The 25230-nt window shown below is 72.1% G+C and carries 23 protein-coding genes and 2 pseudogenes; 8 read left to right on the forward strand and 17 right to left on the reverse strand.

All coding sequences use genetic code 11. The features are described from left to right. Positions 1-38 precede the first annotated feature (38 nt). The 4 genes and pseudogenes from H6H00_RS32930 to H6H00_RS28370 all read right to left on the reverse strand — a co-directional run. Positions 39-299 (reverse strand): annotated as a pseudogene (locus H6H00_RS32930) (DUF305 domain-containing protein); the annotation flags it as partial. 96 nt (positions 300-395) lie between these two features. After that, a complete protein-coding gene (locus tag H6H00_RS28360; protein ID WP_185718708.1) occupies positions 396-1094 on the reverse strand; it encodes a hypothetical protein in 699 nt (232 codons plus the stop codon). Positions 1095-1414: 320 nt separating this feature from the next. Next, positions 1415-2017, reverse strand: coding sequence for a GNAT family N-acetyltransferase (locus H6H00_RS28365; RefSeq protein ID WP_185718709.1), 603 nt, complete (start codon positions 2015-2017; stop codon positions 1415-1417). A 248-nt stretch (positions 2018-2265) separates the two neighbouring features. Beyond that, on the reverse strand, positions 2266-2829 hold the full coding sequence (locus H6H00_RS28370) for a hypothetical protein (RefSeq protein WP_185718710.1): 564 nt from the start codon (positions 2827-2829) through the stop codon (positions 2266-2268). A gap of 432 nt (positions 2830-3261) precedes the next feature. Between H6H00_RS28370 and H6H00_RS28375 the strand changes: the two genes are divergently transcribed. Continuing rightward, positions 3262-3471 (forward strand): hypothetical protein, encoded by a 210-nt coding sequence (locus tag H6H00_RS28375; protein ID WP_185718711.1) that lies wholly within the window; start codon positions 3262-3264, stop codon positions 3469-3471. A 452-nt stretch (positions 3472-3923) separates the two neighbouring features. On the opposite strand, the gene H6H00_RS28380 is transcribed toward H6H00_RS28375, so the two are convergent. Both H6H00_RS28380 and ctaD read right to left on the reverse strand, forming a co-directional pair. Next, positions 3924-4115: a hypothetical protein gene (locus H6H00_RS28380; protein ID WP_185718712.1), complete on the reverse strand. Its 192-nt coding sequence runs from the start codon at positions 4113-4115 to the stop codon at positions 3924-3926. A gap of 68 nt (positions 4116-4183) precedes the next feature. After that, a complete protein-coding gene (gene ctaD / locus H6H00_RS28385; RefSeq protein WP_185718713.1) occupies positions 4184-5938 on the reverse strand; it encodes an aa3-type cytochrome oxidase subunit I in 1755 nt (584 codons plus the stop codon). Between the two features lie 518 nt (positions 5939-6456). Between ctaD and H6H00_RS28390 the strand changes: the two genes are divergently transcribed. From H6H00_RS28390 to H6H00_RS28400, 3 genes and pseudogenes are all read left to right on the forward strand, one after another. Next, positions 6457-7110, forward strand: coding sequence for a CPBP family intramembrane glutamic endopeptidase (locus tag H6H00_RS28390; RefSeq protein WP_255425411.1), 654 nt, complete (start codon positions 6457-6459; stop codon positions 7108-7110). A 230-nt stretch (positions 7111-7340) separates the two neighbouring features. Beyond that, positions 7341-7675: pseudogene (locus H6H00_RS32565) on the forward strand (Tn3 family transposase); the annotation flags it as partial. Positions 7676-7751: 76 nt separating this feature from the next. Then, positions 7752-8156, forward strand: a complete 405-nt coding sequence (locus H6H00_RS28400) for a Tn3 family transposase (protein ID WP_185718716.1) — start codon at positions 7752-7754, stop codon at positions 8154-8156. Between the two features lie 7 nt (positions 8157-8163). Here the strand turns inward: H6H00_RS28400 and H6H00_RS28405 are convergent, their stop codons facing one another. Beyond that, complete coding sequence (locus H6H00_RS28405) at positions 8164-8412, reverse strand: hypothetical protein (protein WP_185718717.1); 249 nt, start codon at positions 8410-8412, stop codon at positions 8164-8166. A gap of 594 nt (positions 8413-9006) precedes the next feature. On the opposite strand from H6H00_RS28405, the gene H6H00_RS28410 reads away from it, so the two are divergent. Next, a complete protein-coding gene (locus H6H00_RS28410) occupies positions 9007-9516 on the forward strand; it encodes a cadmium resistance transporter (RefSeq protein ID WP_425566734.1) in 510 nt (169 codons plus the stop codon). A 194-nt stretch (positions 9517-9710) separates the two neighbouring features. Then, positions 9711-10295: a signal peptidase II gene (locus tag H6H00_RS28415; protein WP_185718718.1), complete on the forward strand. Its 585-nt coding sequence runs from the start codon at positions 9711-9713 to the stop codon at positions 10293-10295. A gap of 142 nt (positions 10296-10437) precedes the next feature. Here the strand turns inward: H6H00_RS28415 and H6H00_RS28420 are convergent, their stop codons facing one another. The 3 genes from H6H00_RS28420 to H6H00_RS28430 all read right to left on the reverse strand — a co-directional run bounded on the left by H6H00_RS28420 (position 10438) and on the right by H6H00_RS28430 (position 13728). Next, positions 10438-11103 carry a cytochrome P450 family protein gene (locus H6H00_RS28420; RefSeq protein ID WP_185718719.1) on the reverse strand — a complete coding sequence of 222 codons (666 nt, stop codon included), beginning with the start codon at positions 11101-11103 and terminating at the stop codon, positions 10438-10440. A 248-nt stretch (positions 11104-11351) separates the two neighbouring features. Next, positions 11352-13346, reverse strand: a complete 1995-nt coding sequence (locus tag H6H00_RS28425) for a heavy metal translocating P-type ATPase (protein ID WP_185718720.1) — start codon at positions 13344-13346, stop codon at positions 11352-11354. Then, positions 13339-13728, reverse strand: a complete 390-nt coding sequence (locus tag H6H00_RS28430; RefSeq protein ID WP_379540061.1) for an ArsR/SmtB family transcription factor — start codon at positions 13726-13728, stop codon at positions 13339-13341. The genes H6H00_RS28425 and H6H00_RS28430 overlap by 8 nt, the downstream gene beginning before the upstream one ends. A 160-nt stretch (positions 13729-13888) precedes the next feature. On the opposite strand from H6H00_RS28430, the gene H6H00_RS28435 reads away from it, so the two are divergent. After that, complete coding sequence (locus H6H00_RS28435; protein ID WP_185722834.1) at positions 13889-14518, forward strand: class I SAM-dependent methyltransferase; 630 nt, start codon at positions 13889-13891, stop codon at positions 14516-14518. Positions 14519-14805: 287 nt separating this feature from the next. Here the strand turns inward: H6H00_RS28435 and H6H00_RS28440 are convergent, their stop codons facing one another. Together H6H00_RS28440 and H6H00_RS28445 are read right to left on the reverse strand one after the other, a co-directional pair. After that, positions 14806-15579: a DUF305 domain-containing protein gene (locus H6H00_RS28440; protein WP_185718721.1), complete on the reverse strand. Its 774-nt coding sequence runs from the start codon at positions 15577-15579 to the stop codon at positions 14806-14808. Continuing rightward, positions 15576-16334 carry a thioredoxin-like domain-containing protein gene (locus H6H00_RS28445; RefSeq protein ID WP_185718722.1) on the reverse strand — a complete coding sequence of 253 codons (759 nt, stop codon included), beginning with the start codon at positions 16332-16334 and terminating at the stop codon, positions 15576-15578. The genes H6H00_RS28440 and H6H00_RS28445 overlap by 4 nt, the downstream gene beginning before the upstream one ends. Positions 16335-16819: 485 nt before the next feature. Between H6H00_RS28445 and H6H00_RS28450 the strand changes: the two genes are divergently transcribed. Beyond that, entirely contained in the window at positions 16820-19015 is a 2196-nt protein-coding gene (locus tag H6H00_RS28450; RefSeq protein ID WP_255425412.1) for a SulP family inorganic anion transporter, read from the forward strand. A gap of 274 nt (positions 19016-19289) precedes the next feature. On the opposite strand, the gene H6H00_RS28455 is transcribed toward H6H00_RS28450, so the two are convergent. From H6H00_RS28455 to H6H00_RS28475, 5 genes are all read right to left on the reverse strand, one after another. Continuing rightward, on the reverse strand, positions 19290-20549 hold the full coding sequence (locus H6H00_RS28455) for a coiled-coil domain-containing protein (protein ID WP_185718724.1): 1260 nt from the start codon (positions 20547-20549) through the stop codon (positions 19290-19292). A gap of 653 nt (positions 20550-21202) precedes the next feature. Then, positions 21203-21661: a Rieske (2Fe-2S) protein gene (locus H6H00_RS28460; RefSeq protein WP_255425413.1), complete on the reverse strand. Its 459-nt coding sequence runs from the start codon at positions 21659-21661 to the stop codon at positions 21203-21205. A 17-nt stretch (positions 21662-21678) separates the two neighbouring features. Further along, positions 21679-22995 carry a ZIP family metal transporter gene (locus H6H00_RS28465; protein ID WP_221775695.1) on the reverse strand — a complete coding sequence of 439 codons (1317 nt, stop codon included), beginning with the start codon at positions 22993-22995 and terminating at the stop codon, positions 21679-21681. Continuing rightward, entirely contained in the window at positions 22992-23993 is a 1002-nt protein-coding gene (locus H6H00_RS28470) for a multicopper oxidase domain-containing protein (protein ID WP_221775696.1), read from the reverse strand. The genes H6H00_RS28465 and H6H00_RS28470 overlap by 4 nt, the downstream gene beginning before the upstream one ends. A gap of 47 nt (positions 23994-24040) precedes the next feature. Beyond that, positions 24041-24745 (reverse strand): metal-dependent transcriptional regulator, encoded by a 705-nt coding sequence (locus tag H6H00_RS28475; RefSeq protein WP_221775697.1) that lies wholly within the window; start codon positions 24743-24745, stop codon positions 24041-24043. Between the last annotated feature and the right edge of the window lie 485 nt (positions 24746-25230).

Below are 25230 nucleotides of genomic sequence, written 5' to 3' on the forward strand. Positions count from 1 at the left end.
TCTGGGCGGTGAGCTCTGCGCGGCGAGCCGCCTTCGTGGTGGCGCAGCATCAGCTGCAGGAACAGCACGTCCCCGACCGGGCCGGTGCTGTTCCGCAGCCGGACCAGGTCCTTTGCCGAGGCCATCCCGGGCATGGCCGCCAGCCCGTCGCTCGCGTGACCCATCCCATACCTGTCACCATGTCCGGCATCCACCGCATGTAGCCGCCGGTGGATCGGGCGGGGGCGTTCCACAGCGAAAGCCCGCCCTGGGTCTGCCCGATCTGGTCTGCTTGCCTGGCTGTATCTGTCGGTAAGCATGCTCGTTCCAACCGGCTGACTGCTGTGCACCCGACGACCGTCCTCCCCGCCGCCCCGAAAGATGGGCGCTATGGCCCGAACTACCGGGGTGCCCGATCAGGGCGCGGCTGCCGCAGGCGGCTTCGTCGGGGTGATACCCAGATGGAAGTGATCCTGGTGGACGTCGTCGGTGAAGAAGCCGGTGCCGGCCGGAACGATCGGCCCGCCGACCTCGGTGGCGCCCGCCTGCCCGGCTGCCGCCATGAACTCGGCGATCACCGGATCCTCGCGGGGTATCTCGACCACCGGTCGACCGTCGATCGCCCGGATGTCGACCGCGCGGCCCACGGTGTGGTTCGACAACCGGGTCGTCGGGAACACGGTGCCGGGATGGCCGGAGACGACGACGTGCACGTCCAGGTCATAGGTGCGGGCGAGAACGTCGAGTACGGCCAGGATCGGGTCGTTCACACGGCGCTCGATCATGTCGGCTCGGCCGGGCTCGGGGATGCGGATGAGCGGGTTGTCCAGAACGGCGCGGCCGAGGTCGGTGGGCCCGCCAGCGCGGGCCGGTGCGTACTCGGGGCGGGGTGGGTCGACGACCGGGGTGACTTCCCAGCCACCGGGCTCCGGTCGCAGCCGGACGTCGAGCAGGATCTCCCGGGTCCGTTCGCCGCCGTCGGTGCGCAACTGCTGGCGGGCTAGGACCATCACGCTCGCCGCGGTGTCGGTCAGTCCCCCGTACTGGGGATAGACGATCGTCGTGTTGGCCTCCTGCGCGGGCATGTCCAGCAGCGGTGCGGCCGTCGCGGCCATCTCCGGTGCGTACCCGGCGTCGACCACGCGTGAGGTCGTGTCTGCGGGACCCGGCGCGCTCCAGGTCCCGACCCGTTGAACGAATCGCGCAGCCGCCTCCTTGACCTGCCCGTTCACATCGAGGGGGCTCGCGACGAAGCCCTCGCCCGCTGCGGTGGAGGCGGCCGGGACCGATGAGGTCTCGCCTGGTGCGGCCGGCGCGGGGTCGGGCGGCGGAGTCGTGTCCGGATCCCGCGGGCCGCCCGTGGCCAGCGCGGTGACGCCCATGGCCAGGACGACGACCACGGCGGCCATCACGACGCCGATACGGATCTCGATCTTCATCCGGGCACCTCCGGGATATCGGTCCATCGGACGAACCGCTGGAGGGCGCGCCCATCACGGGTGTCGTAGCGGCGCCGGGCGGTCCATCCCGTGCTGGTGTAGAAGGCGACCGCCGCAGCGGAGTCGGCGGCCGCGACGAGCTCGACCCGGACCGCACCCGCCGCGGTACAGCGGTCGATGAACTCCTCGGTGAGCCTGCGCCCGGTGCCGGTGCGGCGCAGTACCGGGTCGACCGCAAGGGCGGAGAGCTCGGCCACCGGGGCCGCTGGCTGCGCGCCGGGCGGTACCGCTTGCACCCGGCGAGGCGCACGGAGCCGATGCAGATAGGGCCGCAGACGAGTGCGCAGGAAGTCGGCCAGAACGGGCGGTCGCAGGGCGAGGGCGACGACCGCGCGAACCGCCAACCGCGTCCGGTGCCGGGTCAGCAGCTCCTGCTGGAACGCGAGCCGGTCGAGAGCGCCGACCAGGAACCCGGCGATGCGCCCGTCACCGTCCGACGCCGGGTCGACGGCAACCAGGGCGACGGCGTGGGGGCTCTGCACGTACGCGCGGTGCCAGCATGCGACGAACCGGAGACCCAGGCGAGGGAACAGTCCCACCGAGAGGTGTTCGATGTGCAGCCTTGCGGTGGCGTAGACGTCGGCCGCGACCGCCTCACGTACGAGTACCGGTCCAGCGAGCCTCGTTCGCCCTGGGTGAGGCCGCATGATGGGCAGCGGACGGGGTACGAAACCATGAAGTGAATCTCGGGGACGGGGAAGCGGTTGCACGAGCAGCTCCACGGGGTGAAGGCCGGTCGCGACCGGCCCGGCAGACCGCCGCCGAGCCCGAGTGGAGAACTGAGCGTTCAGACGGCGAGGACGGGAGCAGCCGCGGGCGGGCCCCGCCTGTGGCGTGGGATGAGGGGAACCCGGCGTTGAGCGGGCGTCGCCCGGACCGCGCCGATGGGCGCACCGGCGGACCGGCGGGCGACGACCAGATCGGACATGCGCAGCCAGCGGACGACCGTACGGCGCACGTCGACCATGTCCAGCAGTTGCTCTGCGCAGGCCACCGCCACCACGATCGCGGCGGCGACCACGACGGGGAGTATCGATAACGATGTCTCCTGGACCGTGTGACCGGCCGATCCGGCCGGAACCGAGAAGCCGAGGACTTTTGTCGCGGCATCCAGAACCGGTTGAGCCACGAACGATGCGGTCATCGCGGCGAACAGCCCGCGGTGCCGTCCGGCGAGGCGAATCCGGAGCAGCGCCACGATCACCCCGATCAGGCCCAAGGACATCGTGTGCAGGGGTCGCCCGCCTGCGACCACGTCCGACCCGACGGCGACAACCGCGGCGAGGGCCGCTGCGCCAGCGGTGATGGCCGGTGAGCGAGGGTCGACGTCACGGTGCATCGAGACGTTCACCTCCCGCCCAGTCAGTCAGTGCTACCTCGGAACGTAGCCCGGGTGCCGCACCCACGGACGGTTACCCCACCTGCTGGGGCCTCGGGCCGGATCCAGGCGCCCCAGGCCGGCAACAACGCCGCCCCGTACACCAGCACCGCGACGACCGGGACGGGGCGCAGGCCGGTCAGTCGGATCAGCACCCGGGCAGCCGCAGCGCCACGGCGGCGAGCAGCGCAATGACCCGACCCGGGCCCGCGCCGGCGTGGCGGGTAAGCCGGTGATCATGGGGAGTCCGGGGATCTACGCCTCGGAGTCGGGCGCCGGGGAGTCGGGCGCCGGCTGCGACCGCGGCTTCGCCGCCCGTGTCCCGCTGCCTCAGTACCTGCTCGAGTACGGCGAGATGCTGCAGGCCGTGTCGCGGACGCCCAGGCCCAGTACGAGGTGCTCGGCGTGCAGCAGGCGCTCTACGCCGCGGAGGCCTCGACCGACGACCAGGTCGCCGCACTGATCGCCGCCGACCATGGCGATCCCGCCGAGGCGCTGGCGCTGACGCTGGCCGAGTGGGAACGGCGGCAGAGCATCTTCAGTGCCGACTCGATGGCCTGGGCGTTGTATGTGAACGGAGGTTGCTGGTCGCGTCGACGGTTCTCAGCGTGCTGAACTCCTGCAGCCAGCCGCTGCGGTCATGTACTCCACAGAGCCGAGGTCGAGGCGGTGGTTGGGCTGGCGTGCAGCGGGCAGTCAGGAGCCATCAACGGCTTGGTCTCCGCGGTGCGGCGGGGTATTGGGCAGGATGGGGCATCGACACCCTCGGGCTACGGCCTCCGCGCTACCCGGCGCGGGGCTGCCCCTATGGTACGGGGCCGGCGATGGGTCCCCCTCGGTGAGTCGGTGACGACCTCGGGAACTGTCCCCGCGCCTGGACGACAGTCCTTGCCCCGGCTCGTCAGCAAGCCGATGGCGCATGAGCTCAGCGTGGCACACCGGCCAATCGATGAGGCCCATATGACGCGGTGGCCGCGCTGAGCCTCACTGGGCTCGCGGCCGCTCGCGAGCGGGCCGCGGCCTGCTCGGTCGACGGTTTTCACCCGGCGGTAGGGGGCGGGCTCGTTTCATGCCGCCGCCATGCCGTTGGCCCGCAGGTCGGCCAGGACCTGGTCGGGATCGCGTCCGGTGCCGTCCTCCCAGTCGTCGCACATCACGACCAGTTCGTCGTCGTAGTCGGTGGGCTCGGTAGGGTCCTCCATGATCAGCGGGCCGTACAGGCCGCGATCGAGCTGAGCGCCGATGTGCGGGTGGAACATGTAGGTGCCCGGGTCGGCACGGTGAACTCGTAGGTAGGCCAACCAGGCCGCCGACTGCCTTATCGCGCTCAGCGCGAGCGTGGGTCGTCGTCGGGCTGCGCTTCACGGCCGACTGCTTGGCTCAGTTTCTCCCCCGGGTCCGACCTGCCACCGATGTGGGCCTCCTCGCGGAACTGCTCGACGAGGTGCGGGTAGTGCAGCTCGAACGCCGGGCGCTCGGAGCGGATCCGGGGCAGCTCGGTGAAGTTGTGCCGCGGCGGCGGGCAGGACGTGGCCCATTCCAGCGAGTTGCCGAAGCCCCACGGGTCGTCGACGGTGACCACGCGGCCGTAGCGGTAGCTCTTGAACACGTTCCAGATGAACGGCAGCGTCGAGGCACCGAGCACGAACGCGCCCACCGAGGAGATCGAGTTGAGCACGGTGAACCCGTCCTGGGGCTGGTAATCGACGTAGCGCCGCGGCATGCCGGTGTTGCCCAGCCAGTGCTGCACCAGGAACGTCAGGTGGAAGCCGATGAACGTGGTCCAGAAGTGGAACTTGCCCAGCGTCTCGTCCATCATCCGGCCGGTCATCTTCGGGAACCAGAAGTAGATGCCGGCGTAGGTGGCGAACACGATCGTGCCGAACAGCACGTAGTGGAAGTGCGCCACCACGAAGTAGGTGTCGGAGACGTGGAAGTCGATGGGCGGGCTGGCCAGCAGCACGCCTGTCAGGCCACCGAACAGGAACGTGGCGAGGAAGCCGACCGAGAACAGCATCGGCGTCTCGAACGTCAGCTTGCCCTTCCACATCGTGCCGATCCAGTTGACGAACTTGACGCCCGTCGGGATCGCGATGAGGAACGTGGTGAAGGAGAAGAAGGCCAGCAGCACCGCGCCGGTGGCGTACATGTGGTGCGCCCACACGGCGACCGAGAGGACCGCGATCGCGATCGTCGCGTAGATCAGGGTCTTGTAGCCGAAGACGGGCTTGCGGCTGAACACCGGGAAGATCTCCGAGACGATGCCGAAGAACGGCAGCGCCACGATGTAGACCTCCGGGTGGCCGAAGAACCAGAACAGGTGCTGGTAGAGGATCGTGCCGCCGTTGGCGGGGTCGAACACGTGCGCGCCGAGGTGGCGGTCGGCCAGCAGCCCGAACAGGGCGGCGGTCAGCACCGGGAACGCGATGAGGATGAGCAGCGCCGTCACGAAGATGTTCCACGTGAAGATCGGCATCCGGAACATCGTCATGCCGGGCGCGCGCATGCAGACGATCGTGGTGATGAAGTTGACGCCACCGAGGATCGTGCCGAGCCCGGAGACGATCAGGCCGACGATCCACAGGTCGCCACCGGCGCCCGGGGAGTACGTGGCGTTGCTCAGCGGGGTGTAGGCGAACCAACCGAAGTCGGCGGCACCGCCCGGCGTGAGGAAGCCCGAGATGACCGTGAGGCCGCCGAACAGGAACAGCCAGTACGAGAACGCGTTGAGCCGCGGGAACGCGACGTCGGGGGCGCCGATCTGCAGCGGCACGATGTAGTTGGCGAACCCGAAGAGGATCGGCGTGGCGTAGAGCAGCAGCATGATCGTGCCGTGCATCGTGAACAGCTGATTGTACTGCTCGTTCGACAGGAACTGCTGCCCCGGCACGGCCAGCTCGCCGCGCATCAGCAGCGCCATGGCGCCGCCGGCCAGGAAGAAGCCGAACGACGTGACCATGTAAAGGATCGCGATGTCCTTGGGGTCCGTCGTCCTGATCATCTTCAGGAACGTGGAACCCTTGCCGGTACGGCGCGCCGGGTACGGGCGCGACGTAATCGGCTTCGGGGCGACGGCTGTCACTGAGGACTCCTGCACTGGGCCTACCTGCTCAGACCCCGGACTTCGTCGGCGGTATGGATTGACCCGGATCGTAGCTCTACACGCTGTAGAAACTCTACACGTGGAACTCCTCTCGCCCATGGGGCCTGGGCGAGCACCGCATCCGGGTCGGGCCGATCACCGCCGAAATGCGCTCGCCGCACGGCAGGACCTCATGATCCTGACAGGCGTGCGGCCGGCTTCGTGGCCGCGACGTCGGCCGTTCGCCGGGCGAGAGGGGCCTGTGCAGGTAGCGTCGGGGTATGGGCTCACCCGAGGCGAGACCGCCGACCGGGACGGGCCGGCTAAACGCGCGGGCGTACCCGCCCGGCCCGAACCAGCTGGCCGCGAGGTACCCGCCGGACCCACTCCTCGAGCATCCTGACCCGCAGGCCCACGGCAGCCCCGGGCCGGCCGCGGGCGGACCGCCGCCCGCCGAGCCGGATGCGCGGCCACTCGGGCGACCGCAGCGCCGCCACCGCTGGGGCCTTGGCGCTTTCGTGCTCGCCGAGCTGATGTTCCTCGGCGTCTCGGCCCTGGTCGCCCCGCTTGTCGCGGGGGAGAACCCGAGCGCGGTCGCGCTGGGCACGGCCGTCGCGGTGCCGACCGTGCTCGCCGCCACGGTGGCGCTGCTCATCACCCGGCTGCGCGGCAACGGTCCGAAGGCGGACCTCGGCCTGGTGTGGTCGTGGCGCGACCTCGAGATCGGCCTGGCGTTCGGGGTCGCAGGCCTTGCCCTCACGCTCGTCGCGACCGCGGTGTTCGTGGCGATGGCCGGACCGGACGTGACGTCCGCGGTGGGCGACCTTTTCGGCGGTCGGCGCGCCGAACCCGCCGCCGCTGTGCTGATCCTGCTGATCGTCGTGCTCGTGGCGCCGGTGTGTGAGGAGATCCTCTATCGCGGCCTGCTGTGGGGCGCCCTGGAGAAGCTGGGCGCGGGGCGCTGGGTGGCCTTCGGTCTCGTGACGGTGATCTTCTCGCTGGCGCACTTCGAGATCACCCGCATGCCGTTGCTGCTGGTCATCTCAATCCCCCTCGGCCTCGCCCGGCTGTACACCGGACGGCTGCTGGCCAGCATCGTGGCCCATCAGGTCAACAATCTCCTGCCGGGGATCGCGCTGTACCTCATGCTGACCGGCGCCGTCCCGGTGTGACGCCGATCCGGGCTCCTCGCGGAGCCCGGTGCTACTCATCGCCGCTCAGGCCGACATCGTGCTGCCCCAGGCGTGGGGCGGTGGGCTGCTCGCGGCGGTGGACGGCGTCGGTCCGTGGTGCCGGTACGCAGCATCGACGCCCGCCCCAACCCGCGCTACTTCGGCCGCCGCCGCGGAGTGCGCTGCTCAATCTGGTCAACGACCAGGCCGTCGGGCTGGCCGGCCAGGTCGTGTCGGGCACGCCGCGTGACTCGCTGCACGTGATCGACCTGATCTACCGGCAGGACGGCGGGCGCCGCCCGGAGGTCATCCTCAGCGACACCGGCTCCTACAGCGACACGGTGTGCGGGCTGATGCGGTTGCTCGGGTTCGACTACCGCCCGCAGCTGGCCGACCTGCCCGACGCGAAGCTGTGGCGGATCAATCCGGGCGCGGAGTACGGCCGCTCACCACCGCCGCCCGCGGGAAGATCGACCTCGGGCGGATCCGGGCGCACTGGCGTGATCTGCTGCGCCTGGCCGGGTCGATCCACACCGGCACGGTCAGCGCGCATGACGTGCTGCGGATGCTCGCCCGCGGCGGGAACCCGACCCAGCTCGGCGAGGCGGTGGCGCACCACGGACGATCTTTAAACCCTGCACGTGCAGTCGCATGCCGATCAGGCGCCCTATCGGGCGCAGATCAAGGGCATGCGCAACCTGCAGGAAGGCCGCCACGACCTGGCCCGGCACGTCTTCCACGGCCGCCGCGGCGATCTCCGCCGCACCTACCACGACGGGATGGAGGACCAGCTCGGCGCTCGGGCTGGTCCTGAACTGCATCACGCTGTGGAACACGTCTACCTCGACGCCGCCCTTCGGGCGGCTCCTCGGCTCCGCGACGAGGGATACCCGGTGCGTGACGAGGACGTTGTGCGGCTCTCGGCCTACATGCGCCGTCACCTCAACGTGCACGGGCACTACTCGTTCCAGCTCCCCGACCTCGCCGGGACCCGCCGCGCGCTGCGCGACCCCGATAACAGCGACGACGACGAGGCGGACCGCTAACGCCGCTCTACCGGCGCCGATCGGCCGACCTCTCGCCGCGCTGCGCCTGTCGTTCCAGCAGCATGAGGTGGTGCACCAGTTGCTCCATGCTGGCGCAGGCCTCCGCGGTGAGCTGCTGGGTCGTGGGGTCATCCACCGCCGCGGCGGTGGAGCTGAGCTTGTCGGCGCGCCGCGACAGAGACCGTGCTTCGCGCAGCAGCGCCGTGATCGCCTTCGCCGATGGCGGCTCCGGCAGGTCCACATCGTCGTCGCCCATGCTGCTGATTGTGCTGTGCACCGGAGGACACGAGACCGGTGTGACCGACCGTCACCAGTTCTCGGTGACGGTCGCCCGCAGGCGTCGACCTACGATCGCGGCCTCGGCCTGTCACGCCGCTGTTCACGCTGCAGCGCGAGGTACCGGCGGCCCGGCCGACGCCGGCAAAGCGCGACGAGGATCCTCATCGGTTGTCGACTATGACAGCGACGAACAATGCTAGCATCGTCGCATGACGATGCCGCGGCCTGGCCAATCGTGTTCACAGCTCTCGTCATGCCGCTTTTGGGTCACGCGTGCACGCCCGCGCTGCGTCACGTGCCCGGAGAACTGACAGCGTGTAGGACCGCCCGCGGAGCGCCCGCGCCGCCGTAGCGGTCCTCGCCCCCGCGCGCGGCGCCCCACCGCTCGGTCGGCAGGTCATGTCGTAGCTCACCGGGATCACGCTCCGCTGGAGCGGCGTGCCCAAACCGCCATACCGCCCGCTCCCCGGCGGCCGACTCTCCCCGGCCGAACGATGCCGGTGATCACTCAAAAGGCAGCAGCCATGGAACCCCCCCCCCCACCTGGACCCTGCAGGCCATCGGCCTGTTCATGGTCACCAACATCGACGACGTCATCATCCTGTCGCTGTTCTACGCCCGAGGTGCCGGCGCCCCGGGCACCACCGCCAAGATCCTCGGCGGTCAGTACCTTGGATTCGGCGCCATCCTGGCCGTGGCGGTGCTCGTCGCCCTGGGCGCGCGCAGCTTCTTGCCCGAGGAGGTCATTCCGTACTTCGGGCTCATTCCGCTGGTCCTGGGCCTGCTCGCGGCGTGGCGTGCCTGGCGCGAGGATGATGATGACGACGACGAGGGCAAGATGAGCGGTAGGGCCCTCAGCGTGCCCACCATCGCCGCGGTCACCTTCGCCAACGGCGCGGACAACGTCGGCGTGTACGTGCCGATCTTCGCCACCATCGGTACCGCAGGCATCATCGCCTACTCGATCGTGTTCCTCGCCCTGGTGGCCGTGCTGTGGCCGCGGCGCGCTTCGTCGCCACGCGCAAGCCGATCGCCGAGGTGCTGGAGCGCTGGGAGCGGGTGCTGTTCCCGATCGTCCTGATCGGTCTGGGCATCGTCATCCTGGTCGAGGGCGGCGCCTTCGGCCTGTAGCGCCGCGCTGCCGCAGGTGCCCGCGCTGCAGGTGCCGGCGCTGCGCCCGTGCGGCGAGGGCCGCCTTGGGTGCCAGCGCCTCATCCCTTCTTGACGACGCCCCGCCCCGCCGTTGTCATCGACATCGCTGTCTATCATCGCCTCATGACGATTCCCGCTAGTGCCGACGGGAGCTCTGTCGGGCGCGAAGCCGAACGACGGGACGGAGTCGTAGTGAGATTCCGGCCGAGTTGGCGCTCGGTCGCCGTCGCGGGTGCCGCGGCGGTGGTCGCTGTGTTGGTCGACATCGTGACCAAGTGGCTGGCCGACACTCGACTGCCTGGCGCGCCGGTGGACCTCGGGATCGGGCGCCTGCAGCTCAGCTACAACACCGGAGTGGCGTTCAGTCTGGGTGACGGGCTGCCGACCTGGGCCGTGCTCGGGCTGGCCGGGGTGATCACCAGTGGTGTGCTGGTCGCGATCGTCGCCGGCTGGTTGCGCCCGCCGGTGCCGGCGGGCCTGGTGCTTGGCGGTGCGGTGGCCAACATCGTGGACCGGGCCGGGGACGGCGCCGTCACCGACTTCCTGTGGCTGGGCTGGTTCCCGACGTTCAACCTGGCCGACACCGCGATCACCCTCGGAGTGCTCGCCCTGCTGTGGGCGTCGTGGCGCACTGAGAGCTCTACCGGCACAGGGACGGAGCAGAAATCGGCAGACCAGGGCCGCCCCCCATCGGACGGCACCTCGTGAACGGACGGCACCTCGTGAGCGCAGCGCTGGCGACCGCGCGCCCGAACCAGCCGCCGACACTGCGGAGACGCAGGGTGGTGCGCGGGCCGGGTGCGATGCTGACCCGCAAGGCCAGCCGCCGACACCGAGGTTTCGGCCGGATCTACCTCGGGCGCGCTGGTCGGGCTGGGCCGGACGGCGCCGGTCCTGCCGCCTCGCCAGCCTCGCCCCCGGGGTCGGCGAGGCGGTGGCGCCATTCGGGGTGCTCGTGCAGGGCCACGCCGGCGAAGGCCACGTACCAGGCCACGTACCAGGCCGCGGCCACGGTCGGGCGCACGAAGTTGAGCAGGGCGACGCCGGCGGGCAACGGCCGCCCGCGCAGGTCCCGGGCCGTCGCGACCACGTACAGCGCGGTACCGGGCGCGGGGTGGATCTGCCCGAGGCGGGCCCGGCGGACCAGCCCGGCCGCCCACCGGCCCAGCCGCCAGCGGGCCAGGGCGGCACGGGCGAAGGGCCGCCCCGGCGTGCCGAACCCCTCGACGATGTCGGCGAGCTGCCGCGCCCGCCGGGGCAGCTCCGCGGAGGCCACCGGGATCCCGGCCCACGGCAGCACGGCCGCGCCCAGGACCTGCACGGCCTCGTCGAACAGCCATACCGGCGCACCGCCCGCCCAGCGCCGGGTGACCGCCTGCCACTCCTGCTCGGCGCGCCGCCCGAGGTCGGCCACCGCGTCGGCGGTGAGCACCCGCAGGTACAGCGCGTTGCGGTGGTGGTGCTCGGCGTCGTCGAGACCGTGCACCGTGTCCCGGCCGAACAGCACCAGCTTCAACGGGGCCTGGCAGCGACCCGCGGCGGCGCAGCCGCGGATCGTAGAAGCGACGCACCCCAGCCGGGCCGCCGATCAGCACCGCGCGGCGACCCAGCAGCCGGGTCGCTACCGCCCACGGGGCCGTCGGGGCGTCTGGCCGCAGCCCGCCGACCCAGCGATACCCCTGACGGATCAACTCCAGCGTCTGGTCCCTCACCACCTCGCGCACCTACCCCGCACCTCATGAACCCGTCCGCTGGTCACCGGCATCAGGCGCGGCGGGCGGCGTCGAGCGGTTGCGGGCGCGTCGACGCCGACGGCGGGAGCACCGCGGCGGCGGTGGGAGACAGCGCGCGGGCGCGGCCGGCGCGTACCCCGTTGGCGATGACCAGGATCTCGGCGAGTTCGTGCACGGCGACGACCGCGGCCAGGCCGAGGACGCCGAACAGGGCCAGCGGCATCAGCCCGACGATGATGGCCAGTGACAGCCCGACGTTCTGCAGCATGATCCGCCGGGCCCGCCGGGCGTGGTCCAGCGCCTGGGGCAGATGGCGCAGGTCCTCGCCCATCAGGGCGACGTCCGCGGTCTCGATGGCCACGTCGGTGCCCATCGCGCCCATCGCGATGCCCAGATCGGCGGTGGCCAGGGCGGGGGCGTCGTTGACGCCGTCGCCGACCATCGCCGTGGGCCGCTCGGCGCGCAGCTTCCGGACCAGGTCCGCCTTGTCCTCGGGGCGCAGCTCGGCGTGCACCTCGCTGATCCCGGCCTGGGCGGCGAGCGCGGCGGCGGTGGCGTGGTTGTCCCCGGTGAGCATCGCCACCCGGTAGCCGTCACGGCGCAGCCGGGCGACCACCTCGGCGGCCTCGGGCCGGAGCTCGTCGCGCACGGCGACCGCGCCGATGACCGTCCCGTCGGCCTCGATGAGCACCGCGGTCGCCCCGGCCTCCTGCATGCTGCGCACCGGCCCGGCCAGGTCGCCGGGGTCGATCCAGCCCGGCCGGCCCAGCCGCAGCGCGCGCCCGTCCAGACGGCCGGTGAGCCCAGCGCCGGGCACGGCCTCGACGTCTGCGGCCGGGGTGACCTGGTCGACCGCGGCCAGGATCGCGCGGGCCAGAGGGTGTTCGCTGCGCGCCTCCAGGGCAGCGGCCAGCGCGAGGACCTGCTCGCGGGTGGCGCCACCGGTCGTGGCGACCTCGACGACGGTGGGTCGGTTGCGGGTCAGGGTGCCGGTCTTGTCCAGCGCGACCTGACGGATCCGGCCCAGGGCCTCCAGCGCGGCACCGCCCTTGACCAGCACCCCCATCTTGCTCGCCGCACCGACCGCGGCGACCACGGTCACCGGGATCGCGATCGCCAGCGCGCACGGTGACGCGGCGACCAGGACGACCAGCGCGCGTTCGATCCACACCAGCGGGTCGCCCAGCAGGCTGCCGATCCCGGCGATCAGTGCGGCGGCGATCATCACCCCGGGCACCAGCGGACGCGCGATCCGGTCGGCGAGGCGCTGCGCGGCGCCCTTGCGGGACTGCTCGGCCTCCACGATCGCCACGATCCGGGCCAGCGAGTTGTCCGCAGCGGTGCTGGTGACCTCGACCTCCAGCGCGCCGGTGCCGTTGATCGACCCGGCGTACACCTCGTCGCCGGGTCCGGCCTCGACCGGCACCGACTCCCCGGTGATCGCCGAGACGTCCAGCGCGGTCCGCCCGGTCCGGACGGTCCCGTCGGTGGCCAGGCGCTCCCCGGGGCGTACCAGCATGGTGTCCCCGACCCGCAGCTCACCCGGTGCGACGACGACCTCCAGGGCGCCGCGCAGCACCGTGGCCTGCTCGGGGACCAGCGACAGCAGCGCGCGCAGGCCGCGGCGGGTCCGGGCGATCGAGTACTCCTCCAGGCCCTCGCTGATGGAGAACAGGAACGCCAGCATCGCGGCCTCGCCGACCTCGCCCAGCGCGACCGCACCGACCGCGGCAATGGTCATCAGGGTGCCGACCCCGATCTTGCCCTTGGCCAGGCGGCGCAGTGTGGACGGCACGAACGTCCACGCCCCCACCCCCAGCGCGAGGACCTGCAGGGCGAGCTCCACCGCCGCCGGCCCACCGGACCAGCCCACGATCAGCGACGCGCCGAGCAGCACCCCGGCCACCGCGGCGGCGCGCAGCTCCGAGACCTCCCACAGCCGCTCCGGCTCACGCTCCGCCACGACCTCGCCGGTCTCGGCGTCGACGCGGGGCTCGTCGTCGCCGCACCCGCACGCGTCACTCACCGCGCACCCCCACGCCCGTCGCCGCGGAGGCACCCGCGGCGCCGAAGTTCGGGCACAGCGCCACCGCCGACCCGGTCGCCCCCAACAGCGTCTCCGCGGCGGTGAGCAGGTCCAGCAGCTCCGGGCGGGTCAGCGAGTAGAACATCTGCCGGCCCTCGGGTCGGCCCATCACCAGGCCGCAGTCCCGCAGGCACGCCAGGTGCGCCGACACCGTCGACTGCGCCGACCCGAGCCGCTCGGTCAGGTCCACCACCCGCGCCTCGCCGCGGGCGAGGTGCTGCACGATCGCGAGCCGGGTCGGGTCGGAGAGGCTGTGGAACAACGCCGCAGCCGGCATCAGTTCCTGGCGCAGGGGGACCACCACCCGATTTGGCATCGTCATACAGCGATGATAACGCACGGAGCGAGTGACCGGCACCGGCTCCCGTGTCGCCCCCTTGCGTGCCAGCACCCGCTGGACAGCGGCGTCGCACATCTGCTATCCATCGCTCTAGAACGATGACACCGTTTGATGTGGATAGCTTGGAGGTCGGGTCGTGTTGATGAACCGGGCGGAGACGGCTCTGGTGAACAGCCCACCGCGTCGGGCGTTGCAGCGGTTCTACGAGGTCCCGACGCTGCTGCGGCTGGGCGGTGCGCTGCCCCCGAACGCGCGAGTACTGGAGGTGGGGTGCGGGGCCGGGTACGGCACCGAGCTGATCCTGCGCCGGTTCGCCGCAGCCCGAGTGGACGCGCTCGACCTGGACCCGGCGATGATCGGCCGGGCTAAGCGCCGGCTGGCCGGTTACGCGGACCGGGTGCGGCTGGCCACCGGCGATATGACCGACCTGCGCGCCGCCCTGGGCGCCGAGGACGGCAGCTTCGACGCGGTGTTCGACTTCGCGATCGTCCATCATGTCCTCGACTGGCGGGCGGCGCTGGGCGAGATCGTTCGGGTACTCAAGCCGGGCGGGCGGTTCTACTTCGACGAGGTCACCGCCGCCGCGCTGGCCACCCGCGGCTACCGGTGGCTGTTCGACCACCCCACCGAGGACCGGTTCACCGCGCAGGAGTTCGTCGCCGAACTGGAACGCCAGGGCCTGCAGGTCGGCTCGCGGTGGCGCACCCGGATCCGCGGGCACTACCTGCTCGGGGTGGCCCAGCGCCCCTACAGCGACGCCGCATCGCGGTGAGTCCCGCCGACGAGGACGGGGCGTTGCGGCTGCTGCTCGACGCCCGCCGGACCTACTGACACGGCTCGGCGGCGATCGCCGCCCGCTGGGACCGGGCGCACCTACACCGCTTCGCCCTCGCCGACGGCACCCAGATCGGCCGGCCCGACTGAGAGGGCGACGACGACTGGGGCCAGGCACCACCGCTAACCGGCGGGCGCCGACTCACCCTGGGGGCCAGCTGCGCGGCGGCGAGCAGTTCCTCTACACCTTCGACCTGGGTCAAGTCCGCTGGCGGTGTGTTGCTCTTAGCCTCCAAGTGGGGCGGCGCCGCGCTCGGCGAGCATCTGTCGGATGGCCTGGCTCTCGGCGGTCTGGGCGGTGAGCATCTGCGCGGCGAGGTTGCGAACCTGGGGCAGCTCCGCGTTGTCGGCGGCGTAGCGCAGCATCGCGGCACCGCCCTCGTGGTGGCGCAGCATCAGCTGCAGGAACAGCACGTCCCCGGCCGGTCCGGTGCTGTTCCGCAGCCGGGCCAGGTCCTCCGCTGAGGCCATCCCAGGCATGGCCGCCAGCCCGTCGCTCGCGTGACCCATACCCATGCCTGTCACCATGTCCGGCATCCACCGCATGTAGCCGCTGGTGGATCGGGTGGGGGCGTTCCACAGCGAAAGCCAGCCCTGCATCTGCCCGACCTGCGCGGTCTGCCCGGACTCGATGTCGTAGGCGAGTTGGCGGATCGCGGGATCGGTGCTGCGGTCGCGCGCCCCGACGGCCATCTGCACGGCGTTGCCGTGGTGCACGCTCATGTCCTGAGCGAACCCGACGCTGACCGATTCCAGATCGGGCGTCGCCGGGGCGTCACCGGGCCGCCCGAGCAGCAGCCCCCCGGTCGCGCCGAGCAGCAGCAGCGCCGCGGCCAGGCAAGCCGTGATCAGTCCCCGTGCCCACCGTGGCCGCCCGCCCGGCCCGCGACCGCCGCCGGCGTCGCCACCATCGGCGTCGCCATCGTCGGGGGGGTTCGCGGCCGGTGGGCCACCGGCGTCCGTGGTGTCCCCGCTGTGCCGGATGTCCGCGCCGCTCATGAGCCGGTTCCGGGCATCGAGGCGGCGCCGTCACCGGGCGCGGCCGGGGAGGTCTCGTCCGCGGCGCGCACGCCGGGTTGGCCCACCGCGTCCACCGGGGGGGCCGGTTGGAACGGGGGCGGTTGGTCCTGGTCGAACTGGTCGGGCCCGAGCGCCTCACAGGTGGCACCGACCTCGGGGTGGGTGTACTGGTTGGTGCGCAGCGCGGCGAGGAACTGGTCGATCCGCGGGTCGGCCGGGTCGGCGAGTTTGAGCTGATGCCCCCAGGTCTGCAGCGAGATCGGCTGGTCGAGCCCGGGGTAGGGGGACAGCGCGGTGTAGGGCTGGTCCTGCACCCGGGCGGTGAGCTGGTCGAGGGCGGCGCCGCTGATCTGCTCGGGGTCATAGGCGATCCATGCCGCGCCGTGCTCCATGGAGTGCACCAGGTTCTCGCTGCGCACCGGCTGGTCATAGACCACCCCGGTGCAGGTCGCCCAGGACTGGTCGTGAGCGCCGCCGGTCGGCGGGAACTGGGTGTAGGCGACCTGGTCGGTGGGGGCCACGTGCTGGGCGGCCTGGTCGTGCTGCTCGGTGACCCCGGGGATCTGCTGCGCCGGGTCCTGGTTGCTCGCCGACGGAGTGAACGCCGCCAACGCCGCGTCGCGGCTCTGCGCCTGCCGGTCGAGCACGAAGACGTAGCCGAACACGCCGACGGCGAACAGCAACACCACCAGCGTCCCGGCGATCGTGCTCCACGGCCGGGACCGCCCGGTCACCGCCACGATGCCCCGGCGGGTCTGTTTGCTCTTCCTACCACTGACCACCTCGGCCACGTCCTTCGTCGACTGGGTCGCTGGGGAGCGCGGCCGAGTGTAGGAGCCGCGGCTGAGAACGGCCTGAGCGCAAGCTGAGGGTGCCTCGGCCCGCGCACCATCCCCGCGCATGTCCACCTCATCGGTCACGAAACTGTGGCGCAGCCACGGGCAGCTGCACCCGCGGTGATCATGATCACCGGTCGGGCCCCCGGGGCGCCGGCACCGGGCCGTGTACCCGCATGTTCGGTCACTGTCGGTGACTGACATGTGGCGTGTTGCCGTGGTGCCCGTGGCGGGCCCGGAACGGGCTTTCCCGACCCGGCGTTGCCGTGGTGCTGCCGGGCGCACCTGGCGCCGAGTGAGCTTCGCTCCCCTGTCCCATGTTCCGAGAGGTTGTCGTGCCCTCGACGTCTGCCCCGCCCGTGGCCCCACCCGTGGCCCCACCTGTGGCTCCGCCCGATTCGCCGCTACCTGACCTGCCGGGCTGGAGCAGGCTGCGCGCGGATCTGAGTGCGTCGTTGGTGGTGTTCCTGGTCGCGGTGCCGTTGTCACTGGGCATCGCGCTGGCCTCCGGGGCGCCGATCATGGCCGGGTTGATCGCCGCGGTCGTCGGGGGGATCGTCGCGGGGCTACTCGGCGGGTCGCCGCTGCAGGTCAGCGGGCCCGCGGCCGGGTTGACGGTGGTCGTCGCGGACCTCATCGTCCGGTTCGGCTGGGAGCTGACCGGTCTGATCACCGTGCTGGCCGGGCTGCTGCAGATGTTGTTCGGGGTGAGCAGGCTGGCCCGGTTCGCCACGGCCATCCCGCCGGCGGTGGTGCACGGGATGCTCGCCGGGATCGGGGCGACGATCGCACTGGCCCAGCTGCACGTCGTGCTGGGCGGGGCGCCGCGCACCGGCGCCGTGGACAGCGTCCTGCAGCTGCCCGGGCAGCTGGCCGGGTTGGAGGGCCACGCCGTGCTGGTCGGGCTGGTGACCATCGCGGTGGTGCTGGTGTGGCCGCGGATGCCGCGGCGGCTGCGGGTGGTACCCGGGCCGCTAATCGCGGTGGGCACCGCGACGGCCCTGGCGGTGTGGTGGCCGGACGTGCCGCGCGTCGACCTGCCCGGCGGCCTGCTAGAGGCGGTCGCGGTGCCCTCGGTGCTACCCGAAGGCGGCCAGTGGGTCGGGGTCGGGGCCGGCGCGGTGACCGTGGCGGTGATCGCCAGCGTGGAGAGCCTGCTCTCCGCGGTGGCCGTGCACCGGCTGCGGCCCGGTGTCCGCGCCGACCCCGACCGGGAGCTGCTCGGCCAGGGAGCGGCGAACACGCTGTCCGGGCTGGCGGGCGGGCTGCCGGTCACCGGGGTGATCGTGCGCAGCTCGGCCAACGTCGCCGCCGGCGCGCGCACCCGGGCCTCCGCAGTGCTGCACGGGGTGTGGATCGCGGTGTTCGCGATCGCGCTGGTCGGCGCCGTGGAGCGGGTTCCGCTCGCCGCGCTCGCCGGGCTGCTCGTGGTGGTCGGCGCCCAGCTGATCAAACCGGCCGACCTGCGCACCGCCCGCCGCCACGGCGAGCTGCCCATCTACCTGGCCACCGCGCTCGGGGTCACCCTGTTCACCCTGCTCGAGGGTGTCGCGATCGGGCTCGCCGTCGCCGGGATCATCATGCTGCGCCGCGCGGTCCGCGCCCGGATCCGGCTCGAGCCACCCGGCCCGACCGGCGCCGAACACCGGATCGTGGTCGACGGCACGCTCAGCTTCCTGTCGGTGCCCGCGCTGTCGCGGGTGCTCGCCCAGGTGCCCGCCGGCGAGCCGGTCCGCATCGACCTGCCCGTGGACTACCTCGACCACACCGCCTCCGACCACCTCGACACCTGGACCCGCACACACCGCGCCACCGGCGCCGAGGTCGACATGCGCGAGCCCGGCCACCCCGCCGCCGACCGCCCCCGCCCCCGGTCCGCCACCTGGTCGCAGTGGCGCACCCACGGGCCGGACCCCGAGGAGGTCGCGCGGGTCGACGGCTCGCCGTCCGCGCCGATGCTCGCCGGCGTCGCGGCGTACCAGGCGCACACCGCCGGGCTCATCCAGCCGACGCTGCACCGCCTCGCGAGCGGGCAGACCCCCGCCGGGCTGTTGCTGACCTGCGCCGACTCCCGCGTCGTCCCGAACGTGATCACGCACAGCGGGCCGGGTGACCTGTTCACCGTGCAGAACGTTGGCAACCTCGTCGCCGGCACCGCCACCCACGCGGCCGTCCAGTACGCCCTGACCGAGCTGCGGGTGCCGCTCATCGCCGTGTGCGGGCACTCCGGGTGCGGCGCGATGCGCGGGCTGCTCACCGCCACCGGCCGGGCCCCGCGGGGACCCCTGGACCAGTGGCTGCGCAGCGGCGCCCCGAGCCTGCACGCCCTGCGCGCCGGGCATCCCGTCGGCCGCGCCGCCCGCGCCGCTGGCCGCAGCGAGGTCGACGCCCTCGCCATGGTCAACGTCGCACTGCAGCTCGACCAGCTGCGCCGCCACGGAGCCCGCGCCGAGCTCATGGGCCTGTTCTTCGACATCCCCAGCGCCCAGGTCCTCGTCCTGGACCGCGACACCGGCCGGTTCCAGCCGGTGACCAACCCGCCCCCGACGGCAGCTGACGCCGACAACCCCTCTGCGTAGGACACAACGGTAGGTGTCGGCAGGTGAGGTGATCGCCCAGGTGGGCACTGCCGTGCTCGGCTATGTGGTGGTGCTGCGGTCGGCCCCGGACCTGCCGCCAGTGTCGTCCGCGCGTTCACCGTAGGTGCTCTGCTCAGCCTGCGATCGAGGAGCTGGAGCCGGTGGCGCACGACCAGGGCCGCAGCCGGGGCGACGCCTTCTTTCTCGTCACCGGGTCCGGGTGTTCGTCGCCGTGATGCTCGACGTCCCCGCGGAGTGAGGGCACCGGGTCCGGTCAGCACCGCACCGACGCGATCGACCCGCCTGGCGCCGGGTCGAAGGAAATGTGCACATGCTCCATGTGGTTCTCCACCGGCGAGCCGCGGTCTTCCATCTGCCGCCATCCGGTGCCGCTGTTGATGCGCTGCCGGAAGATGACGTACTTGACCGCGAGCGGGCCGCGGTTGCGCAGGGCGCATTCGGCCAGTGCGTCCCCGGTGGTCCGGTCGACGAAGAAGTCGAGAGCCAGCCCGACCGGGTGGTCCGACACCCGGCCGCGGGGCCCCACCCCGCCCACCGAGGCGATGCCGAAGCGGCAGCGCAGCAGTTGGCCCGCGTCGGACACCCAGCGCTTCACCGGTCCCCAGCGGGGAACACCCGCCCGGCAGGCGTACTCCGGCCCGAGGTCGGCCGCGCGGGGCGGACCTGCCGCCGAGTCCCCGGCGGTCGCCGCCTGCGCGGCGCGCTGCCGCTCCTGCTCCGCCGCGCGGTCCGCCTTCTCGCGGTATGACTGGTACTCCGCGCGCTGCCCACGCAGCCGCTGGTCGGCGGTCTGCACCCGCTGGAGGTCGGCGTCGACCGCGGCCCGCTCCGCGTCGAGTTCACGCAGGCGCGTCTCCTCCTCGCCGACGGCGGCGCGCGCCTCCTCGACCGCGGCGTCGGCCGCGACCCGGGCGCGCTCGGCCTCCTCGCTGAGAACCCGTGCCTCGTCCGCCGCGGCCCGCAGGGTCGACTCCGCGTTGACCTGCTCCACGAACGCCCGGCCCAACGCGTCCATGGCCCGGGCCTGCTCGGCCGCGACGACGTTCCCGAACTCGGCCCGCGCGATGAGGTCCTCAGGCGTGATCGAATCGGTCAGCAGCCCGAGCGGTCCGAGGTCGATCGTCTGCTGGTAGGTGGCGGCGACGAACACGTCGAGCCGCTGCTGCGCCTCCTCGATCGCCGACCCGGCGGCGCCGGTCGCGACCCGGGCACCGGCCACGCGGCCGGCAGCCGCGGCGGCGCCGGCCGCAGCCTCCTGCGCCTCGGTGAGCCGCGCGAAGGCCCGCTCGCGGCGGTCCTGCAGCGCCGTGCGCGTCTCGCCCGCCCGGCGGTCGAGATCGGCGACGAGCAGCGACAGCCGTCCCAGCTCCGCCGCCTGCTCGACCACCGCCTCCCGGCCCGCCGCGAGCTCCTGATCCGACGGGTTCGGGGGAGGCTCGGGCTGCGCCCACGCGCCCGGGGCCGTGAGGAGCAGGGCGGCGGTGGTGGACACCGCGACCAGCACGGTCCTCACAGATTCCCTCCTCCGGGCGACGGGCGGCAGCCAGCCGGGAGTCTGCCGCCCGCGGCGAATGGAGTACGCGCACCACGCCGCAGCCGCAGCCTCGTTCACCCATCGGGTCCTCTACCGGTGACGCGGGCTTCGGCGCGCTCGGCTTGTTGCTGCCGCTCGACCCGCGGTGCTCGTGGTGGGCGCGGGTGGTGGTTGTGGCGTTCGTCGTGCCTCTGCTCCTCCCTCTGCTGGGGGCCGGCGGTAAACCCGGTGGCGGACCCGGCAGCGGCGTCGCCGGCGTGGTCGCTGGGCGCGTTCGCGCCGACCATCCGGCTGGCGGTGTCAACCCGATGCGCCGGAAGGTTTACAGCCAAGGCGATGACGGCGGGTCCGAAGAACAACAGGCCGTCCGCGCACCGTCCGCGCGCAGCAGGTCCTCGACCGCCGGGACGTCGGCGTCGCGCTGCGCGCCCTCCGTGCCCCACCTCCCACAGCAGGGCGATCGAGCGGGGGAGGCTCAGTGCGACGATGAACAGCGAGGCGACGGTGTCGGCATAGGAGGGCCAGCCGGTGACGAGCACCGGGGCGAAGAACCTGTTCCGGGCCAGATGCAGATGGCGGCGTCGCTCGGCTGGCACAGCCTCTGCCGCACCGTAGCACTCCGGCCCGGCCTTTCAGGCGGTTCTGATCGACGTCCCGGTAATCGTGATCTTCCTCGCGGGTAGGGGGCGGGTCGCTGGGCCGTTGCTGACGGTGCCATCGGTGATCGCGAACCTGCTGCCGTGGCACGGGCAGTTGATGGTGCCGTCTTCCACGGTCGTGACGAGGCAGCGCTGGTGGGTGCAGGTCGCGGAGAAGGCTGCGAACGTTCCCGCCGTGGGTTGGGTGACGACGAGGTCGTACTCGGCGAAGACGTTCCCGCCGCCGACGGGGATGTCGGACGTCGATGCGACCGGCGTTCCGGGTGCCGGGGCGGTGATCTCGGCGCGGCCGGTGGCGCATCCGGCCATCGCGGTGGCACCGGTCGCGCACATCCCGATCAGGGCGGTTCGCCTGGTGAGGCTCGGCCTGTCGTGCTCGTCCGCCGGGCCTGCCGCGCAGTCGGTGGCTCGGTCGGCGGAGGTCCCGGTCATGGTCGGTGTCCCGGCGGTTATGCCGCGGAGAACAGGCTTGTCGCGTACATGAGCAGTACCCCCAGCGCGAATCCCCCGACGACACGGGCGTCGAACGTGCGGGTGCCCGGTTCGCGCAGGCTGGGCAGGATCTGCACGACGACCTGCGCGATGGCGCCGACCCCGAGACCGAACAGCACCGCGGCCAGGGCCGGGTTGTTCACGGCTCCGCCGATCACCGCGCCGAGGATGGCCGGGGCGCCGGCGACGAGCCCGAGCCCGAGCAGCGCGAGCCATCCCGGTCGTCGGTCGGCCAGCGGCGCGACGATGGCGACACCCTCGGTGACGTTGTTGATGACGAACCCGATGATCAGCGCAGCGCCCAGAGCGAGTTCGCCGACGGCGTAGGCCGAGCCGATCACCAGGCCCTCGGCCATGTTGTGCAGCCCGATCCCGATGGCGATCAGCAGCGCCAGGCGCATCCCGCCCGCCGCGTCGTGCCGGCGGGCGGCCGCGGTACGGGAGCGCAGCCAACGGTCCACACCCATCAGCACCAGGTAGGCGAACCCGGCGCCGAGGACGACCAGCAGTACGCCCCCGAACACGGCCCCGCTCGCGGCCAGCTCGGCCCCCTCGATGATGGCGTCGACGGCGAGGAAGGCCAGCACGCCGACGCTGAGCGCCAGCAGGATCTTGACCGATCGACCGCGCGCCTGGCGCAGCACCGGGAGGAACAGCATCCCCAGCAGCACCGGGATGATGCCGATGTAGGTGCCGATCAGGACCATCCGCCCGAAGAAGTCCGCGTCCGCGGGCGGGGTGATGACCGCGGCGGCAATCTCGTGTTCGATCACCAGCCCGGTCGAGGTCAGCATCGAGACGATATAGGGGGTTCCGTCCGACCACGGGTAGTCCAACGCAAGCGTGGTGGTGCTGAGCCGCTGCAGCGGCTCGCCGCCGCCGGTGAACCCGACATAGGCGTCGTTGACGAACACCTGGCTGACCTGCACCGGGTCCGACCCGATATTGCGCACGGTCAGCTCGATGACGCCGGGCGAGAGCACGGTGCGCTCGACGGCCAGCTCCTCGATGGGCGGTCCGGCCCGCTCGGGCAGCGTCCCGGCGCCGAACACGGCCAGCAGGCCCAGCACGAGGCCGATCACGGCCGTGACCGCCACGCCGAGCACCCACAGTGGTACCCGCACCGCGCGGCCGGCCGTTCCATTCCCATCGTGGGGTCGCGGCTGCGGGCCGTCGTCCGCCTCGGCGGGTCCGGCGGTGACCTGTTCGGTGTCCCGGGGGCCGGGTTCGCGGTCCTGCGGCCCGGCGGTCTTCGAGTCGGTGCGTTCGGTCATGGGGTCACCTCGAAGAAGCCCATCCAGCCGAGCTCGGCGAACTCGCTCTTGTGCGCGTGGAACATGAACATCCCCTCGGTCGGGAACCTCATCTCGCAGATGCCGCGCTGGCCCTGCGCCTGCATGATCGTGTCGGTGAGCTCGGCGGGGGTCAGGCTGGTACCGGTCGGGTAGTAGTTGAAGAAGTTGCCGTGCAGGTGAAAGCTGTTGATCGGGTCGTACTCCAGGATGTTCACCAGGTAGACCCGCACCAGCTCACCCACCCGAACCCGGATCGGCTCGTTCATGTAGGCGAACGGGATGCCGTTGACAGCGTAGAGCTGGTTGCCCTGGGCGTCGAGGGTGGTGTTGTAGCCGTGCTGCACCATCACCATCTCGTCGGCCGGCGGGCGGCCCTGCTTCGGGTCGATGATGAACGTGCCGTACATGCCGCGGGCGATGTGCTCGGCCAGCGGGCCCACGTGGCAGTGGAACAGGTGCAGCCCGAACGGTTCGGCGTCGAACTCGTAGACGAACTCCTCACCCGGGGAGATCACCCCGCGGCCGACCATCGGGACACCGTCCATGTCGGCCGGGTGGATGCCGTGGAAATGCAGGGTGTGCGGATGCTCGGAGGCGTTGACGAACCGAACGCGTAGCCGGTCGCCCTCGGTGCAGCGCAGCGTCGGCCCCGGGATGCGGCCGTTGAGCGTCCAGGCCGGGAAGACCACGCCCGGGGCGACCTCGATCTCCTTGTCCACCGCGGTGATCGACCACTCCCGCAACGTCCGCCCGTCGGGCATCGTCGAGGTCCGGCCGAGGTCGAAGTCGCGCAGGATGTCGGTCGGGTTGAACCCGTTCGCCTCGTAGTCCACCGTCGCGCCCTGCGCGAACATCGGACCGTTGACCCCGCCGCCGTGGCTCGCACCGGCGCCGCCCCGCTCGGCTCCGGCAGCGTGTGCACTCGGGGCCTGCAACAACTCGCGCGCGCCGAGCGCGAGACCCGCCGACCCGGCCACGGCGCCACCCAAGAACCGGCGCCGGGAGGAACGCAACGACCTCGGCATCACACCGTCCTTCCGTGCAGAACCTGGACCAGCCCGGAACCCAGGGGGTGTCGGCGCCCGTCGATATCGATCCACAACGGCCCACCGAAGGGCGCCCACTCGCCCACCACCAGAACAGCGCCCGGGCGGATACCGAGCTCAGCGAGGTGACGCAGCACCCGACCATCGCGGTCGCCGACCCGTTCCACCCGGAACCGGCTGCCCGCCGGCGCGGTCGCCAACGGGCTGGCCCAGTCCTCCACGTGCGGCCCGGACGCGGGCGGGATCGGATCACCGTGCGGATCGCGCGTGGGATGCCCCAGCAAGGCGTCGATCCGCGCCTCGAGCCGGTCGCTGATGGCGTGCTCGAGGATCTCGGCCTCGGCGTGCACCTCATCCCACGGCACGCCGAGGACCTCGGCGAGGAACACCTCGACCAGCCGGTGCCGCCGCACGACCGCCAGCGCGTGCCGCTCCCCGTGCTCGGTCAGCCGGATGTGATGATCACTTGAGCGGCGAACCAGATCATGCGCCTGTAGCCGCTTGAGCATCGCCGACACTGTCGGCGCCGCGACCCCCAGCTCGCCGGCCACCATGGAGGTCGTCGCCGCGTCGCCGCGGGTAGCAAGCGCGAAGATGGTCTTGAGGTAATCCTCAACGGTTTCGGTGTGCGTTATCGCGCAGCATCCAAGCCCAGTACGACCATCGTTCGTAGTCGCCATCATGTCCGGAGGTTAGCCCCATCTAAAAACACTGGTCAAGAGATGTTTGGTCGGTCGATTGACAACCGTCTGTGCTGCGTGTGCACCTGCTCCCGCCGGCGCGGTGGCGTGGCTGGCCGAGCTCACGCGGCCGCGAGCGCGAGGTTGTGGCTGGTCGCGTACAAGGGCGGGCTCGACGTCGGGCACCGCGCCGCTCTCGGCGAGACCGGGTCGGGCAGCGCCGGCCCGGCGACTGGCCGGCCGTGGCGTTGGCGCTGCTGCCAGGCCCCGCGGCACTGGATGGCGAGTTCCTCGAGGTACCCGATGTCAAGTTCCCGCTGTTCTGCACGGCGGCACGGCGGCTGCTCGACCCGGCCGGTGTCGCCCGCGTCGACGCGCCCTACCGACCCCGCCCTGCTGACCGGACGGGACGTCGCGCGGCTGGGCCCGGCCCGGCGCCGGGCCGGCATCGAGCGACCTCCGCCACGGCGCTGCGTGTGCTGCAGTCG

This window comes from Pseudonocardia petroleophila, from assembly GCF_014235185.1.
Taxonomy (GTDB): Bacteria; Actinomycetota; Actinomycetes; order Mycobacteriales; family Pseudonocardiaceae; genus Pseudonocardia; species Pseudonocardia petroleophila.